The sequence below is a fragment of the Paenibacillus sp. MER 99-2 genome, from assembly GCF_023714095.1.
GTDB lineage: Bacteria > Bacillota > Bacilli > Paenibacillales > Paenibacillaceae > Paenibacillus.
This window is the reverse complement of sequence record NZ_JAMAUZ010000001.1, coordinates 299,455-316,595: the sequence shown is the minus strand read 5'-3', so window position 1 is coordinate 316,595 and position 17,141 is coordinate 299,455. Positions and strand designations below refer to the sequence as shown.

General features: G+C 42.9%; 17 protein-coding genes. 2 read left to right on the top strand and 15 right to left on the bottom strand.

Annotated features, from left to right (window positions below; genetic code table 11):
• Nucleotides 1–75: 75 nt before the first annotated feature.
• The 10 genes from M3636_RS01425 to M3636_RS01380 all read right to left on the bottom strand — a co-directional run bounded on the left by M3636_RS01425 (nt 76) and on the right by M3636_RS01380 (nt 9,092).
• Nucleotides 76–744 (bottom strand): type 1 glutamine amidotransferase family protein, encoded by a 669-nt coding sequence (locus M3636_RS01425; protein ID WP_251381067.1) that lies wholly within the window; start codon nt 742–744, stop codon nt 76–78.
• Between the two features lie 49 nt (nt 745–793).
• Complete coding sequence (locus M3636_RS01420) at nt 794–1,852, bottom strand: serine hydrolase domain-containing protein (RefSeq protein WP_251381066.1); 1,059 nt, start codon at nt 1,850–1,852, stop codon at nt 794–796.
• 93 nt (nt 1,853–1,945) lie between these two features.
• Entirely contained in the window at nt 1,946–2,434 is a 489-nt protein-coding gene (locus tag M3636_RS01415; RefSeq protein ID WP_251381065.1) for an NUDIX hydrolase, read from the bottom strand.
• A 217-nt stretch (nt 2,435–2,651) separates the two neighbouring features.
• Nucleotides 2,652–4,145 (bottom strand): methyl-accepting chemotaxis protein, encoded by a 1,494-nt coding sequence (locus tag M3636_RS01410; RefSeq protein WP_251381064.1) that lies wholly within the window; start codon nt 4,143–4,145, stop codon nt 2,652–2,654.
• A 315-nt stretch (nt 4,146–4,460) separates the two neighbouring features.
• Nucleotides 4,461–5,507: a pectate lyase family protein gene (locus tag M3636_RS01405; protein ID WP_251381063.1), complete on the bottom strand. Its 1,047-nt coding sequence runs from the start codon at nt 5,505–5,507 to the stop codon at nt 4,461–4,463.
• A 204-nt stretch (nt 5,508–5,711) separates the two neighbouring features.
• A complete protein-coding gene (locus tag M3636_RS01400; protein WP_251381062.1) occupies nt 5,712–6,884 on the bottom strand; it encodes a DUF4179 domain-containing protein in 1,173 nt (390 codons plus the stop codon).
• Nucleotides 6,874–7,422: an RNA polymerase sigma factor gene (locus M3636_RS01395; RefSeq protein ID WP_251381061.1), complete on the bottom strand. Its 549-nt coding sequence runs from the start codon at nt 7,420–7,422 to the stop codon at nt 6,874–6,876. The genes M3636_RS01400 and M3636_RS01395 overlap by 11 nt, the downstream gene beginning before the upstream one ends.
• 163 nt (nt 7,423–7,585) lie before the next feature.
• Nucleotides 7,586–7,912: a hypothetical protein gene (locus M3636_RS01390; protein WP_251381060.1), complete on the bottom strand. Its 327-nt coding sequence runs from the start codon at nt 7,910–7,912 to the stop codon at nt 7,586–7,588.
• 38 nt (nt 7,913–7,950) lie between these two features.
• Entirely contained in the window at nt 7,951–8,610 is a 660-nt protein-coding gene (locus M3636_RS01385; protein ID WP_251381058.1) for an SMI1/KNR4 family protein, read from the bottom strand.
• Between the two features lie 20 nt (nt 8,611–8,630).
• A complete protein-coding gene (locus tag M3636_RS01380) occupies nt 8,631–9,092 on the bottom strand; it encodes a DUF6386 family protein (protein ID WP_251381057.1) in 462 nt (153 codons plus the stop codon).
• A gap of 300 nt (nt 9,093–9,392) precedes the next feature.
• On the opposite strand from M3636_RS01380, the gene M3636_RS01375 reads away from it, so the two are divergent.
• The gene (locus tag M3636_RS01375) at nt 9,393–9,770 is read left to right on the top strand and encodes a PilZ domain-containing protein (protein WP_251381056.1); all 378 of its coding nucleotides are present in this window, start codon (nt 9,393–9,395) and stop codon (nt 9,768–9,770) included.
• A 70-nt stretch (nt 9,771–9,840) separates the two neighbouring features.
• Here M3636_RS01375 and M3636_RS01370 read toward each other — a convergent pair whose 3' ends face one another.
• Nucleotides 9,841–11,184 (bottom strand): uracil/xanthine transporter, encoded by a 1,344-nt coding sequence (locus M3636_RS01370; protein ID WP_251381055.1) that lies wholly within the window; start codon nt 11,182–11,184, stop codon nt 9,841–9,843.
• 175 nt (nt 11,185–11,359) lie between these two features.
• Between M3636_RS01370 and M3636_RS01365 the strand changes: the two genes are divergently transcribed.
• Nucleotides 11,360–12,283, top strand: a complete 924-nt coding sequence (locus M3636_RS01365; RefSeq protein ID WP_251381054.1) for a LysR family transcriptional regulator — start codon at nt 11,360–11,362, stop codon at nt 12,281–12,283.
• A 218-nt stretch (nt 12,284–12,501) separates the two neighbouring features.
• Here the strand turns inward: M3636_RS01365 and M3636_RS01360 are convergent, their stop codons facing one another.
• The 4 genes from M3636_RS01360 to M3636_RS01345 all read right to left on the bottom strand — a co-directional run bounded on the left by M3636_RS01360 (nt 12,502) and on the right by M3636_RS01345 (nt 17,103).
• Complete coding sequence (locus M3636_RS01360; RefSeq protein ID WP_251381053.1) at nt 12,502–14,418, bottom strand: beta-glucoside-specific PTS transporter subunit IIABC; 1,917 nt, start codon at nt 14,416–14,418, stop codon at nt 12,502–12,504.
• A gap of 140 nt (nt 14,419–14,558) precedes the next feature.
• A complete protein-coding gene (gene licT, locus M3636_RS01355) occupies nt 14,559–15,398 on the bottom strand; it encodes a BglG family transcription antiterminator LicT (RefSeq protein ID WP_251381052.1) in 840 nt (279 codons plus the stop codon).
• A 23-nt stretch (nt 15,399–15,421) separates the two neighbouring features.
• Nucleotides 15,422–15,595, bottom strand: a complete 174-nt coding sequence (locus M3636_RS01350; RefSeq protein ID WP_186323424.1) for a hypothetical protein — start codon at nt 15,593–15,595, stop codon at nt 15,422–15,424.
• 83 nt (nt 15,596–15,678) lie between these two features.
• Nucleotides 15,679–17,103, bottom strand: a complete 1,425-nt coding sequence (locus tag M3636_RS01345; RefSeq protein WP_483311497.1) for a glycoside hydrolase family 1 protein — start codon at nt 17,101–17,103, stop codon at nt 15,679–15,681.
• Nucleotides 17,104–17,141 lie beyond the last annotated feature (38 nt).

Here is a 17,141-nt window from a genome sequence, read left to right as displayed (position 1 = left end):
TTATATTTCTGCACGAATATACATCCGGAGATATGAAAGCTTGCTGTCAGGTCACAGCCACCCCACTCCATCTAATTAGAGCGTCTCAGCCAATTTCTGAATTTTCGAGTGGGCAATTAAATATATAGGACCCATTGTTTCTATTACGCCGTCCTTCACACGCATCGCGCTCTCCTGTTCTGCCGCATAAACATCCATTTCCTCAGACAAGGGGAACAGATAGCCTTGAACAAACGTGGCGTAGTTTCGTTGCGAGTGAGATTCATAGGCAAAATGACCAAAGCCAATCCCATCATAAATCGTACTTGTTTCAATTTCGTCGGCAGTGTTCCCCAAGTTCAACCATTTGGCAGCCATGTTTAACGCACCAGCACTGGCACCCAGAATGACGGCATTACTTTTCTTAATAACATCCGTTAATTCATAATCTTCCAAAAAATCGTGCTGCAAAGCAGGATATCCACCGCACAAAAAAATGACAGAAGCGTTCTGAATAACTCGCTGAGCATCTTCCTTCTGCATACGGTAATCAATGAAATGATATTCATCAAACTTAAGGTTGGCCTGATTCAACCATGCCCATTCCGTAATATCATCCAAGTTAACCTGCTCATCTTCATAATTAGAAGGATCGGCGCTGATCATAACAAGCGATTGTCTGTCTGTAATATCCTCATGCAACGATTTAACCAGCTTCTCTGGAAAAAAGTTATTAAACCAACTGAAATAGTAATGAGTACTCAAACGTTGTTACCTCCGTATATGTATTATTATTTTAATGGTTCTTCCTACTTCATTCGCTACTTAACATCGCTTCAAGTATTTCTATACCTACAGAGTCTATCATCATTGCTTGAGCTGGCTCTTTTCTCGTAATCCATTTCTTTAATTGAGACACATAATGATCGATAAGCGCGTTAGAGAAAAAAGAATAATTCGACAACAATACAACTCCTACACGGAGTTCCTTATTGAAAGCTAGATAGCTGTTGAAACCCGCTGAACCTCCGTTATGCCAGAGAATCTCTTTATCTTGAATGTTATCCCCAGCCCAGCCAAAATAAAGATTCGCATTTCCAATGGCGTTAGGAAGATGACTTTTGGCTAGGATAGAGGCGATCGGATGATCATCATTTAGATTGGCTTGAACCAATAAACTCATATCACGGATAGAAGACTTGATCCCACCAGCTCCTTCATGTATCGAAAGATTCCAATGTGGGACTCTTCTGCCAGTCGAAGCATGTCCATTCAAAAATCTGCTATCCTGTTCTGAATTAAGCAGAACGGCTGTTTCTTTCATTTGTAGTGGTTCAGTTATATATCTTTTTAACAGCTCATCATATGTACTCCCTGACACCTTACATAAAATATTGCCCAGCAAACCCACAGCAAGATTGGAATATGCAAATGAACCAATGCCATCCGTGAAATTAGCTGTAGCTAAAAAAGAGGTTAAATCTTCCTCAGTATACATTGAATAAGGATCCGATCTTTTCTTAGCCATATTATGGTTGGTTGCCAAAATAGGTAATCCCGAGGTATGAGTAGCAAGGTTCTTCAAGGTGATTTTATTCAAATAATCATTCTTAACGCTTGGCAGGAACTTACCAACCATATCATCTGTGGATAGCAACTTTTCCTGCTCCATCGATAATAACAGCATGGACGTGAAAACCTTGGTAATGGAACCGATTTCAAATAACCTATTTTCAGCAGGGATCATACTTTTTTCCGTGTCATTACTAAACGAAAAGTATTCAATATCATCCCCTCTTATCATCCCAATAGCAAGGTGTAAATGCTTCTTATCTTTCGTGTAATCTGAAACAAAGTTATGTAAATCCTTCATCGTAAAATTAACTCCTTTTCGTTGAATGAGCTCACCCTGCTCCAATGTTACAATCACATTTCCTTTTAGTTCAAACCACCATCCATCTTAGAACTACACATTCCTTTGAAGCTTGACATTACATTCTGTGGTTGATGCAGTCACGTACTCCATATAATTCACAGAACCATTAAAGTTCAAATATGCTTCATAACGCTTACGAATTCCAGGTAACGTAATGAAGTCCAGAACATTTTCCTTGGGAACCCACCTGCACTCGCTCGTTTCATCAGAAGTAGCTAACTCTCCACCCACAGCTTTACACACAAAATCAAACATGACCTTAGTAGGAACATCAGTCTCACCGTCATACCATTTATGGATTGCTGTATTTGAAACAATACTAATTAAATGGCTAACCGTGGCATCTATTCCACTTTCCTCTTTGATCTCGCGAATGACGCCATCAATCAGGTTTTCCCCAACTTCAGTTATCCCGCCAGGATACACCCAACCATCGTCATGCGCTTTTACTAAAAGGATATTTCCAGCTCCATCTTCTACAATTCCCCCTGCAGATACAATATGTGTCGGAAAAACCATTTTACAACCTCCAAATAAGATGAATTTGTATAATTATTCCACACAATCACCATACTTTCCTTTGCCTATTTATAAAATTGTCGATATTTATCCTTTCATAAGAAATGAGGTCTTGCCTAAGGCCAGAGAAAGCTATAAATCAAACGAAAAGAGCCTATCCAATTACGTTATCACGTAAGGACAAGCTCCATTTTCTTCGAATCCTACTTCTTCAAACTTATGCTGTTTGCTCACTTGGAACAGTAGCATGCGATGAATTCTCATGATCTGCTACCAATTCATTCAAACTTCTGATTAACAATTCTAACTCATCAAAGCTACTCACAATGTTCTGCGTAAGATTGCGCTGCTCCTCCATACTTGCAAGAATCTCTTCTGCCGCTGCACTGGACTGCTCCGTCACACTAGAGATTTCAGCGACTTCATTGACTACTTTCGTTGAAGCATCCTTCATCGTCGCTGAGCTACCTTCAATATCCATCGCTTGACTCAAGACATGCTGAGAATTGCCGTTAATTGTACGGAACACATCTTCAGCCGTTTCCACAGCTTCTTTGCCTTCTGAAAGTGACTCTCGAATGTTAACAAAACGATCGGTTAGCGCCTGTGTCTGTCCTTTCAATCTAGCTAACACCGTAGCAATCTTTTGTGCCGATTGTCCAGAATGCTCGGCCAGCTTGCGAACCTCTTCCGAAACGACGGCAAAACCACGACCTTGCTCTCCAGCACGGGCTGCCTCAATCGCAGCATTAAGGGCAAGTAGATTCGTCTGACTGGCAATATCCGTGATACTGCTCAGCAGTATGGTCATGGACTCACTCTCTTGATTGAATCGCTCCATGTCACCCGCAGTGGTCTTAATCAGTTCAGACATCTCTTGCATCTGCACGTTTAACTGTTCCATTTGCGTACTTCCCGTTTGCGTGCTTTGAGTCATATGCGACGATAGTTCTTTCATTTTAGACGAATTAGCTGCTACGTCTCTAATATGCTGATCCGACTGGGACAAGGAATCCGATATTTCTGCAACACTCGAAGCTTGGAACTCCACCCCTCGTGCCACTTCACTGAACCCTATCGTTACCTCATTCATGATTGAACCTGTTTGGTCAACTTTGCGCTTCAACTGATCGGTGAAACTCGTTAATCCTGTAACCGATACCTTAACTCGTTCCAGCATCGTTTCCACTCTAACACGAGATTGCTCCACCTCAGCCCATCTTTTCTCACTTTCACGGAAGAGCCTCTGAGACATATGAGAGACCATAAACAAAATTCCGCCAATCATACCTACAAGAACCACATTGGTTACATTGTCATAGAAAAGCTCTGGCGTTGCCGTTGGGACAATCAACAATTGTAGAAGATCATTAGCAAACATAACCAAGAAACCAATCAAGAATAATCTCTTGTCTGGATAAATCAGCAGTAAAGAAGAGATCAGAATCGTAAAGAGCGCCTCATTGCTCCCCCATCCTGCATATATTCCACATGCAATAACAATAACGGTAACCAGCCACGGAATAAGGTGAGTGTGCTTTTTCTTAACATTGGCATAGGTCAGCCAGATTGCAAATAAGGCAGCCACAATATTGGACATAATCAGCTTGGGTTCAAAGAAACTCACGGCAGAGCCAACCACAACAACAATCCAAAACATGATGCCAATGATCTTATTCCTATTCCATATAATTTCATCAAAACGATTCATGCTTACCCCATCCTTTAGATAAAATAAACTACATTTGTAGGGCGCACTTGTATGTACATCGGCCTAATCATGATTTGCTTCATTCAATATACGCAACATCTCAGGCTCTTCTTGGTTCAATCATACCTCACATCTGTGAGAGCAGCGCTACACTAGGTTATATCGGCTTTTGTACACTGAATGTAAATATGCAATTTGAAATTACTATTTGCGTTTAACTTAGGGCATACATTTGAATTCTGATCTCTCAAAAGCACTGCTGAAACAACAGAAAGACCCACATCATAGATGGGGTCTTTCTTTCAAATAAGCAACTTATTTACCGAATACAAGAGTTGTATTCGATGAACCTGCATATTTCGTTACAAACTCTCTGGCATAGCTAGCAGATTGAACTTCGTAACTGTAGTTCGTGCTAGGTCTCCAGTTGGTTTTAGGAGAAGTTTTTGCGCTCAATGCAGGTGTGCTACCTGTATCCGTGAACTCACCCTTGCCTTTATCATCGAGGATGCCGCCTTTTTCAGCACCTGCACCGAAATAATTATTTTCGGAATAAATACGAGCTTTTTCACCAATTGTAATGGATTGATTGAAATTGTTCGCATAGTTGTTTTTCAAATGGAAGTAGCCATATCTGAATAGCCCCGGACCACGTACATACACATTTTCAAAGTAATTGTTGGACATTGTAATGTGAGGAACCCCATTGTAACTGCTGTTTCCATCATTAGGGTGACCTAGAATGACGCCATACTTATGATTGGAGAATTTAGAATTGCTGATGGTGATAAAATCTGCCCGGTCACCAATGTAGAGCAGTTTATCCAGATCGTTGCCGTTGGAGCTATAGCTATGTCCAGCAAATGTCACGTGATCAATCCAATAGTTGTTACCTGAAGTAATGTACAGTTGAATATCATCATTTGCATTAATATTGGCAGAGTGTTCAAAGGTCAGGTTCTGGAAAATCACATTGCTTGAGCTAGCTGTAGATCTAAAGTTGATGTTGGTGAGCTTATGATTGTCATAGGAACCAACAATGGTCTTGTTAGCACCAAAGTTAACTTTTTGCAGGGTGGATGAAGAGATATTTTTCTCAATGACCAAAATTTTAGGCGTAGTATCCGCAGCATGTGTTCTCAGATCGTTCAGATTGTTAATGTAGATGACCTGACCATTCTTACCACCTGTTATAGCAGACTTGGAAACACCCGACACACTCTTGGCATTACCGGCAAAACCCGTCAAACCAGTTGTTCCCGTATTCGGGAAATTAGCCGCACCATATGTAGTAGGAGGAGCTGCCGAGACGGTTAACAACAACAAAGTGACTGCAAGTAAAAGAGCCGAAAATTTCTTCAAAATTCCACCATCCTTTGTAAAATTTTTCTTACAAGCCGATTATATAATGTAACCCGCCGTGTGACAATACAAAATATGCAAAAAATATAATTTTTATTTATTTCGCAACAACGCACTGAGTCTGCATATATAAGAAGACGAAGCCCTTTCCTCCGAAGAAAAAGGGGCTTCGCCCTGGTTGTACTCGCTATTGAATTTTCGCATCTATTTAATTTTGATCTCTAACATATCCTTCTCCACTTCATTCATTGAATCGTACACTTTGCCCGGCTGAGAATGAAGCCTGAATGTTAGTGATTGTGGGTCATCCAACAAATTACTACCTAGAATATAGATTATTCCATCTTCCGAGACACGATCGGATCCTAGTGATACTAAAGCATCTCCTGAGAAATAATTAGATAAGGAACCTAGTAATGTGACTTCACCACCCTTTGTTATAGATACTATATTGACTCCTCTAATCAGATCCATCATGGATTGTTTCTCTTCATCATCCATGTTCTCAACATTCTCCATTTGGATTAGGACTTTTGTTGAGAGTGGTGACATCTCTACTTCAGATAACAAAAACGAATGACCTTCCAATGTAAATGAATAGTTGGGCTTTATTACATCTGTCTTAGCTTTAACAAATCTTGAATCCAATGTAAATGAGATATTCATCTGCTCCGAAAATCGAGCTGTCTCGTTTTTGACTGTAGCTGAACCTTGTTCAACATTGGGAGTATTGGACGAAATCTGATAGGTCATCGTTATCTTCTCAGGCATCGGTTCATTCGGATCCAACATAACGTACGTCCGACCATATATCGTATTTTCGTTTGTCGGTACATTGAGGCCTTGCATTGATCCAAGAGATTGATTCGTCTCCGCATTTACAACCTTCACTTGGTTCACGGAGTAAATATCTTGCGTGGCATCCGTCTTACCTGTGTATAACACAATTAATCTGGTCCTGTCTGCCGTAACTGCATTCACCGTGAGCTCATAGGAGTCTGATACGACAGTCCGGTCAACCATCTGCACATAGCCATGATTAATAGCAGACAACATCGTGCTCCGATCAGTATCCCTTTGAAATAAGGTACGAAAAGGCTCAAGCTTCTCCCAATACGTTGCTTGCTCTCCTGCTGTTAGTTGCTTCGATGTTTGATCATAGAGTTCTGACACCAGCCAAGCTCCACCGATGACCACCACAAGAAGCACCGAAATCCACTTCATCGCTAGGCTTCGATCATGTCTCCTCGCCCTACGCGCCCTCGCGAGTCCACGCTGGATCGCATGTGTGGTCTCGGACTTATTCATCTGCCGCACATCCCGCTGTAACCGGGCAGCATCCGCGATTAATACCTTTTCCTCTGGACTAGTGTTCATGCCAATCCCCCCGGTTTTTCATCAATTTACGAAGCTGTTCCAGCCCTTTGTGCTGCCATGTCTTAACCGTACCTTCGGGTTTCCCAAGAATTGTTGCAATTTCAGCTAACGTCATATCGTTATAATATTTTAGCAGCAACACATGGCGATACTTCGGTTTAATGGATTCCAGAACGGTACGGATCGCGAGCTGATCGGCCTGGATTCCGCCTACGGTAGCACCGTTAAACGCATCATCCAGTTCTTCATTAGAGATCACTGTTGTGCGCTTACGTAGTCTCTGTTCATCAATGCAGATGTAGATCAGAATGCGGATGATCCAGGATTTGAACGCTTTGTCGTTTTTGAGAGAACTTCTTTTCATCCAAGCCCGGCATGTCATCTCCTGAATGGCTTCCAGCGCATCATGACGGTTCCGCAGATAACTGTAGGCAATGGAGAACAATGTATCCTGATGCTCCATGATGGATTGAACAAACGCCGTTTCATCGTTCGTCTGAATGAAAACCATCTTTTTCATCTCAGCATTGGTTCCCAACCTCGTACCCCCTCCTCTTCTCTCTTTCTATATGTAATGACGGGCGAACCGCCCAAACGGTTTTTTTATAGCAAAAAAAGCCTCTCTCCTTAGATGGGATCAGTCCCGTCCCATGGGAGAAGCCTCTTTCATGATATGACTGCACTGGCATAACCTATCTTCTTTAGAGTTCAAACCATTCACTCATCCCGTCTAAACCTTCTGTCTCGATCTGCATCTGCCTTAACCAATTGGAAGCTAATTCGCCTCCGATATGGAACAAACAATAGATGTATTGCATTCCATCCTCAACTTCTTCAAGTCCAGCAGCTTGTTCAATCGACAACTGCATCACTTCCGGCCAAGCCGCATGATCCTGTACAATGGCAAACCCTGTTGGAGTGCGTTCTATGCTATAGTTTTCAGGCACAATAATAACATTGCTTAGTCGTTCTATAACTTCGGAAATCTTCACGGCAGGTGTTACCTTGATTCCATACTCCCAGCCCATATGTACGCCTCCCTTCCCTGGCTCACCTTACATTGTTCTCAAGCTTTATCCTTAATGTTAGCATTCGATGCTTTTATTTCTCGTTCTTTCCATTCATGCAGTGACTGATCCAGCCACAATTCATACCAGTCCAGGAAACAAAGCCGTTCCTTATTTCCCATATAATGATCCGGATATATTCCGCTACTGTTGGCACGGTCATCTGCCCAGATCTCTCCATAGGAAGAACCCTTGACGACTAGATTCATGGAAACTCCACATCCAAAATCACTGATGCGCAGCATCCCAGCAGACCACTTCGGATCATAGTATTCATGTTCAAGCTGGCTCCACTCTTCTTCTGTTCGGCTATCATCATACCAGTCATAATCCCAATTCCAAGCTTCCGTTAATGTGCAAGGATCGGATATCGCATTTAACTCATCATCATAACCCAGCACCGCATAAACCCCATCCTCGGGCTTCTCCAACCCATAATAAGGACCTACGCCTCCTGAACCAACCGTTAACAAAAAAGCCTGATAATCTTCCGGCAGTTGCACCTTCCATTTCTGTTCAAATTGTTTAATCTGTTCGGTAGTCCATACCGGCTCAAGCACATACTCATGACTCTCCGCTCCGAACAAGCTTAGCTCTACATCCGCATTTCGCAGTGCATTCAGCTTGTCCTGTATACGTGCTAACTGTTGTTCATACATCCAAAGTTCCTCCTTTTCATTCAGATGCGTATCAAATCCTCCAAATGGTTGCTTCCCTTCACGCTGGGTTCCATCGTCACATGGATACGGTTGCTCTCCCTCCATATGATGCATGCATAACTACCTGGTTCGAGCTCCAGCAGCACACCTTCACACGCCTCATCAGGCTCAAGTTCGTCCGCTGTGACATCCTCTGCCGCACCCATGAAGATCTTGCCTGTAGGCACGTTAAGATAATATATCTGCCCTTCACCCGTTCGTTCACCTTCTGACAAGGAAGCGTTCAGGCTCCAATCCACATCATATGCTCCATCTGCACCCAGATTAATGAAAAGGCAATGCCCAGCGTTAACCTCGGCCAGTTCATCTTCAGGAATCGACCACCAGTCTACCGTGTCCTGCAAACGATGTTTCAACGTACCCAAATCATATATACACATCGTTGACGTGTCTGTAATAAAGCTAAATGATGCCTGTCTCATGTCCAGCCCCTCTTCTCTATAACACATCTGAATTTTGTGTTCTATGTAGTCGTCCAACCCTTTTGAATACAGCAAGTCTCTTATACTATGTTCAGCATTATATCAAGCTCTCTTCAACTGTTAAAGGAACTTGAGAACGATCTTTAGTTTGCTCCTTCTACCGGGACACATTAGGTTAAGAGTGTATTCTTTTATTTTAATGAGACCACCACCCTCTGACTTCCTTAACTTCTCTTCATTTCTGCTGTTCTTTTGACGATATAACGATAACTGACTTTTTTGAAATATATGGAGGAGTACATGTCAATCAACCAGAGAAAAACACCTTTTCGCTATTTTTTAAAGCAACCTATAATATCGGAAGTGTACATTATTAGCATTAACGGGTCACCTGCGCCAGACAAACCCATTCAAGCCGAGCTATGCGATATCAGTCGTTCTGGCTGTCAGCTCTCCTTCCCGCTCCGGTTAAACGTAGATTCCAATGAGATCCGAATTGGGCTTGATACAACGCTCACGGAAGAACCTTTATATATGGAGGGATTACTGCGTTGGGGTGCGGAAAAAGGAAACCACTGGCACTATGGCGTTGAGTTTGAGGTAGCGGAAGACCAGCAGGAACGTCTATTCAGAGAAATGCGCATGCTTGCAGGACAAAATAGAATTATCGTCAAATAGATCCAAATCACAAAAAACAGCCCTATACCCTAGATAGGACTGTTATTGAAAAAGAGTTCTATTGCTAACTTTAAGCCGCTTTACTCGTCCTGGCTGAGTTATCCATGTTAGACCATCTCACCGTAGATTCCAACACAAGGGATATCACCACACCGATGACAAGACCATTGCTAATCATAGGAATGAGATAGATCGGCAGACCTTGAAAAGCTTCTGCTGGTATGTTCATAATAGCAACACCTGTAAGAATGGGAAGAGCAATACGATAAATCGTTTTGGAATTAAAGACCGTACCCTCAAGCGTTCGTATTGCCGTACCAAACATTTGCAAATAAGCTACAAATAGCACAGCACTGCCCACACTCGGTGGCATTTGAGCAAAGAACGATGTCAACATCGGCATCAGTCCCAGCATACATAACAGCCCAGCTCCCATGATAAAAGCCGATCGACGTAAAATACGGGTGCTCTCCAGAAACCCGATCGAAGAAGCAAATGCACCAAAGGGAATCACCCCCACACATGCCGCGATAACCGTAAACAATCCAGTCCATCCATAGGAACGTTTATACTGCTGAGCCGTCGTTTGAACCCCAACCATTTTCTCCACAGCCCCTAAGGTTGTAATGGAATTCGTCATATTCACCAGCCCAACAATAAAAGCGGTAATGACGATTCCAGGCTCCCACTTCGGCGTACCCCATGGAAAAAAGGTGAAGAACTCGCCCACTGCCTGCGTCCCTGTGCTCTGATGTCCAGGAATGAGTAAGCGATAAGCAATCCAACCCGCAATAATACCGATCAGGATCGCATAATTAGCAAGCTTGCCTCTCCCCTTCAATTGAATCCACGCAACAAGAACTGCAATGAGTATAGATAATGCTGCAACCGGCAGATTAAATGTGCCAAACTCTGTATATCCAATCATGCCCTTGAAGAAATTCATGGTCAATTGAATCGTTAATAAAAATAACATTGTACTCTTCACCATTGGCGTGAACAGCCTCTGAAGCACATGAGAAGCGCCCATCCAGCCTAAGATGGCCATCGTTAATCCAGCCAGTATAAAGCCTGCTGTCAGTCCACCACCAACCCGTTCAAGGCTCATTCCTGCAGATGAAGCGGAGACCGTTAAGCTAAGTGTCAGCCCCCACCACAGGCCTGATGGTCCGTCCATCACCGCATAGCGGTGTCCACATATCGCTTGTAAGATACACACAGCTCCTGTCAGCAAAAAGGAGTGCTGCATTGCTGTAGCAATAGCTTCTGGTGTAAGTTGAAAATTATGCCCAATGGATAACGGCACAACAACGGTATTCGTAAATAAAAAGAAAAACCATTGGATGCCAGCAAGAATTAGAGATGAAAATTGTTTTACATTTGAAGTTCGTAGATGCTCTTGTTGTTTGGTCATACGTGATAAGATCCCTTCTCGATACAATATATTGCATGGCTTGCAATAGCCCTACCTCACTAGGTAAATGCCTAAACCTTATGTATAGTAACATGAAGATGTAGTATATTAAAAATACATGTTTTATTGGCTTTCTATATGATCTACATATACTTTGTTAGTAAGGAGCGTCCTTTTGGATATTAAACAGTGTCGTTATTTTATAGCCATTGCCGAGGAGAAACAGATTACCGCAGCAGCACGAAGACTACACATGGCGCAACCTCCCTTAAGTCAGCAACTTAAGCTAATGGAGGAAGAACTAGGTGTCGCGTTATTTGAACGCCAAGGACGGACAATGGAACTGACACAGGCAGGTCGAAGCTTCTATGAATATGCCATTACGATAACCAAATATATGGAAGAAGCCGTCATGGAAATACAAGACTTTCGCGATGGCATCCGCGGTAAACTGAACCTAGGCATGAATACAATCTCGGACAGTCTGCTGCCCCGCGTACTTCAACAATTTCGAATGACACACCCAAAGGTTACTTATAAAATTCAGCAAAATGAATCTGCGCAACTGTGTCAGCTGCTGGATGATGGCAAAATAGAGCTAGCCTGCGTACGGATGCCCGTGCGGACAGAGCATTACGAAGTGCTTCATCTACCGCAGGAGCCTCTCTTCTACATCTCAGCTACACCTCTTGAAACCGGAATGCACGGTGAGACTTATTTGAAGCAGCTCGCTCATATTCCACTCTTGTTACCCAGCACAGAAGGGCTCGGGATGTTTGAGCTGATTCTCGATCGATTTCGTGAACATCACGTAAGTCCATCCGTTATGGGGGAATGCTCGGATGTTGCGATGCTGATGGAGCTTGTACGTCTAGGTTTTACAAGTTCAATCGTGCCCCGCACCGTCCTTCAACTGCATCATGAACATGCCTTACATATCTATCGCATTATTGACCAATCCTCAACCGTTGGATCAGCGCTTGTATGGCTACATCACCGTCATCTATCCAAGCCGGCTCAACACTTTGTACAAATGGTTGAAGATATGCTTCCCTTCGTTACCGAGAAGTCACCAAGAACGTCGCAGGCGGATAGCTAGCTAATTAAGGGAGCTGGATGGTCTAAAAAATATATATCTCATCTCCCATAGGCTGCGACAACCGCTGAGAGGCAATCCGACACCAGTGAAGTTCTGGAAGTAATATGTGAGCAGCATATGCTGATTAGACGCTACAATTAAATAAGCTACCAAAAAAAGCAGTAGCCTTACGAATATTCTCCGTAAGGCTGCTGCTTTTATTCTTATTAATCCAATGCTTATGCTTTAACCGTATAGATCAATTCTTTTTCTTTGATCGTTGTACGTCCAGCAGATTCAACGGATTCATACTGGTGCATGTTTGTAATAATGACAGGTGTAATTGTCGTGTAACCGGCTTTTTCGATCTCTTCCCGGTCGAACTCCATCAATACGTCACCCACGGACACCTTCGCTCCAGCTTGAACTTTAGGAGAGAAGAATTGACCTTTCAGCTTAACCGTATCGATCCCGATATGAATCAGCATTTCTGCACCCGTATCACTTACAAGACCAATCGCATGTCCACTCTTCGACAATGAGAACACCGTTCCGTTAATCGGAGATACGGCACGTCCTTCTGTCGGCTGAATAGCAAAACCTTTACCCATGATTTCTTCGGAGAACGCTGGATCTGGTACTTCGCTAAGTGGTTTAACTTCCCCAGTCATTGGGCTGAAAATTTGCTCATCCTGAGCTTTTGCTTCTTCTGTTACAACTGGAGCAGAAGTTGTTGTTGCTGGTGTAGCAGGTTCAGCAGCCGGTGTTGTTGCAGCCGGTTGTGGAGCATTGTCTTCTTTGAAGCCCAAGATGTACGTGATGATTGCTGCCGCTACGATAGCAATCAAACCACCAATTAGGGCATAGATCAATGTGCTTACTGCTGGACTGATAAATGCTGCGATACTCGGAAGACCCGCAAGTCCTGTAATAACATAAGATTTAACATTGAAGATCCCCATAAACGCACCAGCGATAGCACCACCGCTTAGAGCTGCGATAAACGGTTTTTTGAATTTCATGTTAATTCCGTACATTGCAGGCTCGGTGATCCCCATAATAGCAGTCAAACCTGTGGAATATGCAAGTGACTTGGTTTGTGCATTTTTGGATCTGAGACCTACACCAAATGCTGCACCACCTTGTGCCAAGTTAGCTGCGAACATCAATGGAATAATAAAATCGTAACCCAGTGTTGTCATCGAACCAACGACGATTGGCAACAAAGCATAGTGCATACCTGTAATGATCAATAGTGACATCGTACCACCGATCAAAATACTTGCGAAGATAGACATATTGTCGAACAACCAAGAGATACCGCCAGACAAACCATTACCAAGAACCGTACCCAATGGTCCAACCGTCATCAACGTCAGAGGAACCATAATCAACAGGGTAACTGTTGGAACAACGAGTAGCTTAAGTGATGCATGTACAACACGGTCAACGGCTTTCTCTACATATGAAGCGATCCAAACTGCAAGAACAATCGGAATTACTGTAGAAGAATACGATGCTGCAATTACTGTAATCCCCATAAACGATGAGTTGTGACCATCAGCTAGCAAAGCTGTAATGGTCGGGTGCATAATCCCCGCAGCAAGCGCCGCAGCAATATACATATTACTACCCAGCTTACGTGCCGCACTGACTGCCAGAATGATTGGCAAGAAGTAGAAGGCACCATCACCAATGGCAGACAAGATGATATACGTTGAGCTTGTATCAGACAACCAACCGAGTGCTACAAGGATAGCCACGATCCCTTTGATCATACCTGCACCGGTAATCGCAGGCAGGATTGGTGTAAACATACCTGAGATGAAGTCGAACAACGCGCTTATTGGATTTCTCTTTTTCTTCTCGCCTGTAGAAGCCGAAGCACTAGAAGATCCAGCGTTAGCACCTTTGGACATGTTACCTACCAGTGCGTTATACACGACAGGTACATCGTTACCGATAATAACCTGAAACTGTCCACCGTTCTCCATAACACCCATAACACCTGGTGTATTTTTCAGTGTCGCTTTGTCCGCAATTTTGTTGTCATTCAAGTTAAATCTGAGTCTTGTCATACAGTGTGTGACTTGATCAATATTCTCTTCGCCACCGACCAACTTCAAAATGTCCTTGGACAATTGTTGTTTATCCATTGTGAATTTGCTCCTTTGATGTGTAATGAAGGTTTAAAAAAAACCTAAACACTGAATTATGACAAAGCAGTAAGCTTATCATGATTCAACGTTTAGGTTTTGCCTTTTTTGCAGTAACAATCCCAAATTTATTCGATTGTTTATTCGTTTCTAACAATTCGTTCAATGTGAATGGTCAGATACAGTATTTCTTCCTTCGATAATACCCGATTATAGATCTTGCGGGTGTAGTCACTAATCCGAATTGCACAAGCATGTGCCTCAGGATATTGTTTGCTTACGAGATCATGAAGCGGATTATCTTCTTCCTTATCTTCAATTGCCGTCCCTTGTAACACACGTTGCGCAAAGAACTTCAAATGAGTCAAAAAGCGATAATAACTTAAAGAATCTTCATCAAGCTCGATTACAAAGCTACGTCTTACGATGTTGAGTATGTCTTTGACAATATTCGTAATGCTGATGGTTTCCCGCATCTCACCGTTCATCTGGGCATTGACCAGATGCATAGCAATAAATGCGCATTCATCTTCGGGCAGAAGTACACCCAACGTTTCTTCAATAATCTGTAGTGCCTTGAGACCGATTGCATATTCCTTGCGGTACATGCGCTTGATCTCCCAAAATAGAGCATTGCGGATCTGTAATCCTTGACGATGCCGATCAATGGCAAAATGAATATGATCCGTTAGTGAGATATAAATACTCTCATGCAGTTTCTCACCTAACACCGTCTCTGCATAACGAATAATTTCATCAGAACATTCAACATATTCAACAGGGATGTCCGACAGGAGCGTTTTGAGCTTCTGCGATACTTCCTTGCTCTCCAATGAGAATATCTTCTCGATCAGACTTTCGTCTATCGTTTCACCGGTATGCTTCTTGAAGGCAATTCCCCGCCCCATGACGACCAGTTCGTTTCCACCCGGATCGATCACAGTAACTACGTTGTTATTAAGCACCTTCTCAATTTTCATTTTCTCCACATCACCTTGCACCGTCAAAAGTAGTAAAAGGCAAAACCAAAGCAGGTCACGAGAACATGTCCTGCCTCCGGTTTTGCCTGATTGAACAGTAACAATCCGTATTCATTAGCCTTAGGTCCCATCTTACCACAGAATTGTGCATATGACAATGTTTTTGTGAAAGCGGTTAATGTCGTATAATCTGACATAAGCAAGATACTCCTAGCTTATATTCAACAAAATTCGACTTTGAGTACCGCGAAGATGGACTGAGTCTTTAGAACCAGAACGATTATTCGTTCATGCCTTTAAGGCTTGCACCATTCGAACCAATAACTTCTTTGTACCAGTGGAAAGATTTCTTTTTGTAGCGCTCTAATGTACCTGAACCATCATTATTACGGTCTACATAAATAAACCCATAACGTTTCTTCATCTCAGCAGTGGATGCACTCACAAGGTCAATACAGCCCCAAGATGTGTAACCCATCACTTCTACTCCATCTTCGATTGCTTCGCCTACTTGCACCAAGTGATCATTCAAGTATTGAATGCGGTATTCATCATTCACCGTTTTATTGCCATTCTCGTCCGTGATCAGCTCGTCCACGGCGCCTAGACCATTTTCAACGATAAACAACGGTTTTTGGTAACGGTCATAATACTTGTTCAAGGTTACGCGCAAACCTTGTGGATCAATCTGCCAGCCCCACTCGCTTGCTTTGAGATAAGGGTTCATTACACCTGCAAACAGGTTACCTTTACCTTCTTTGCGTTTCTCCAGATCTCCCGTCTCACAGATACTTACATAGTAACTAAATGAGATGAAGTCCACGGTATGCTTCAGAATCTCAGCATCGCCATCTTCAAACTTAATGTTGATATTGTTCGCTTTGAAGTAACGATTAATGTATTTTGGATAATATCCACGTGCATGAATGTCTGCGAACAGGTCGTTACGCTGCTCTGCATGCATCGCTGCAACAACATCATCCGGGTTAGGCGTTAATGGGTAAGTCGGCATGCTCAGCACCATACAACCAATTTTGGCTTCAGGCATAATCTCATGTCCTAGCTTAACCGCCAGTGCACTCGCCACCAGTTCATGATGGATGGCTTGGTACAAGTCTTGCTTCGACAATTCCGATTTTGGTGTGAAAATCCCACCACTCATGAATGGTTCTTCAAGAATAGAGTTGATCTCATTGAATGTCAGCCAGTATTTCACTTTACCTTTGAAGCGATTGAACAGCACAGTTACGTAACGCTCATAGAAGTCAACCATTTTACGGTTAACCCATCCGTCATACGTTTTGGACAAGTGCAGCGGCGTCTCATAATGCGAAATCGTTACCAGCGGTTCAATACCGTACTTATGGCACTCATCGAACAGATCATCATAAAATTGAAGTCCTTTTTCGTTTGGCTCCAGTTCGTCTCCTTTTGGGAAGATACGAGACCATGCAATGGATGTGCGGAATACTTTGAAGCCCATCTCTGCAAACAATTTCACGTCTTCTTTATAACGGTTATAAAAATCGATCCCGATCAACTTCAGGTTATCTTCAGTTGGACCCTCAGTTCTTGGTGTTGTAATCCCGTGTGGCATGACATCCTGTACAGACAGTCCTTTGCCGTCAGTATTGTATGCTCCTTCAAGCTGGTTGGCCGCTACAGCGCCGCCCCATAGAAAATCTTTTGGAAATGGTGTAGTCATTGTATTCATCCTCACATTCTAGTATTAGTTTAGGTCGT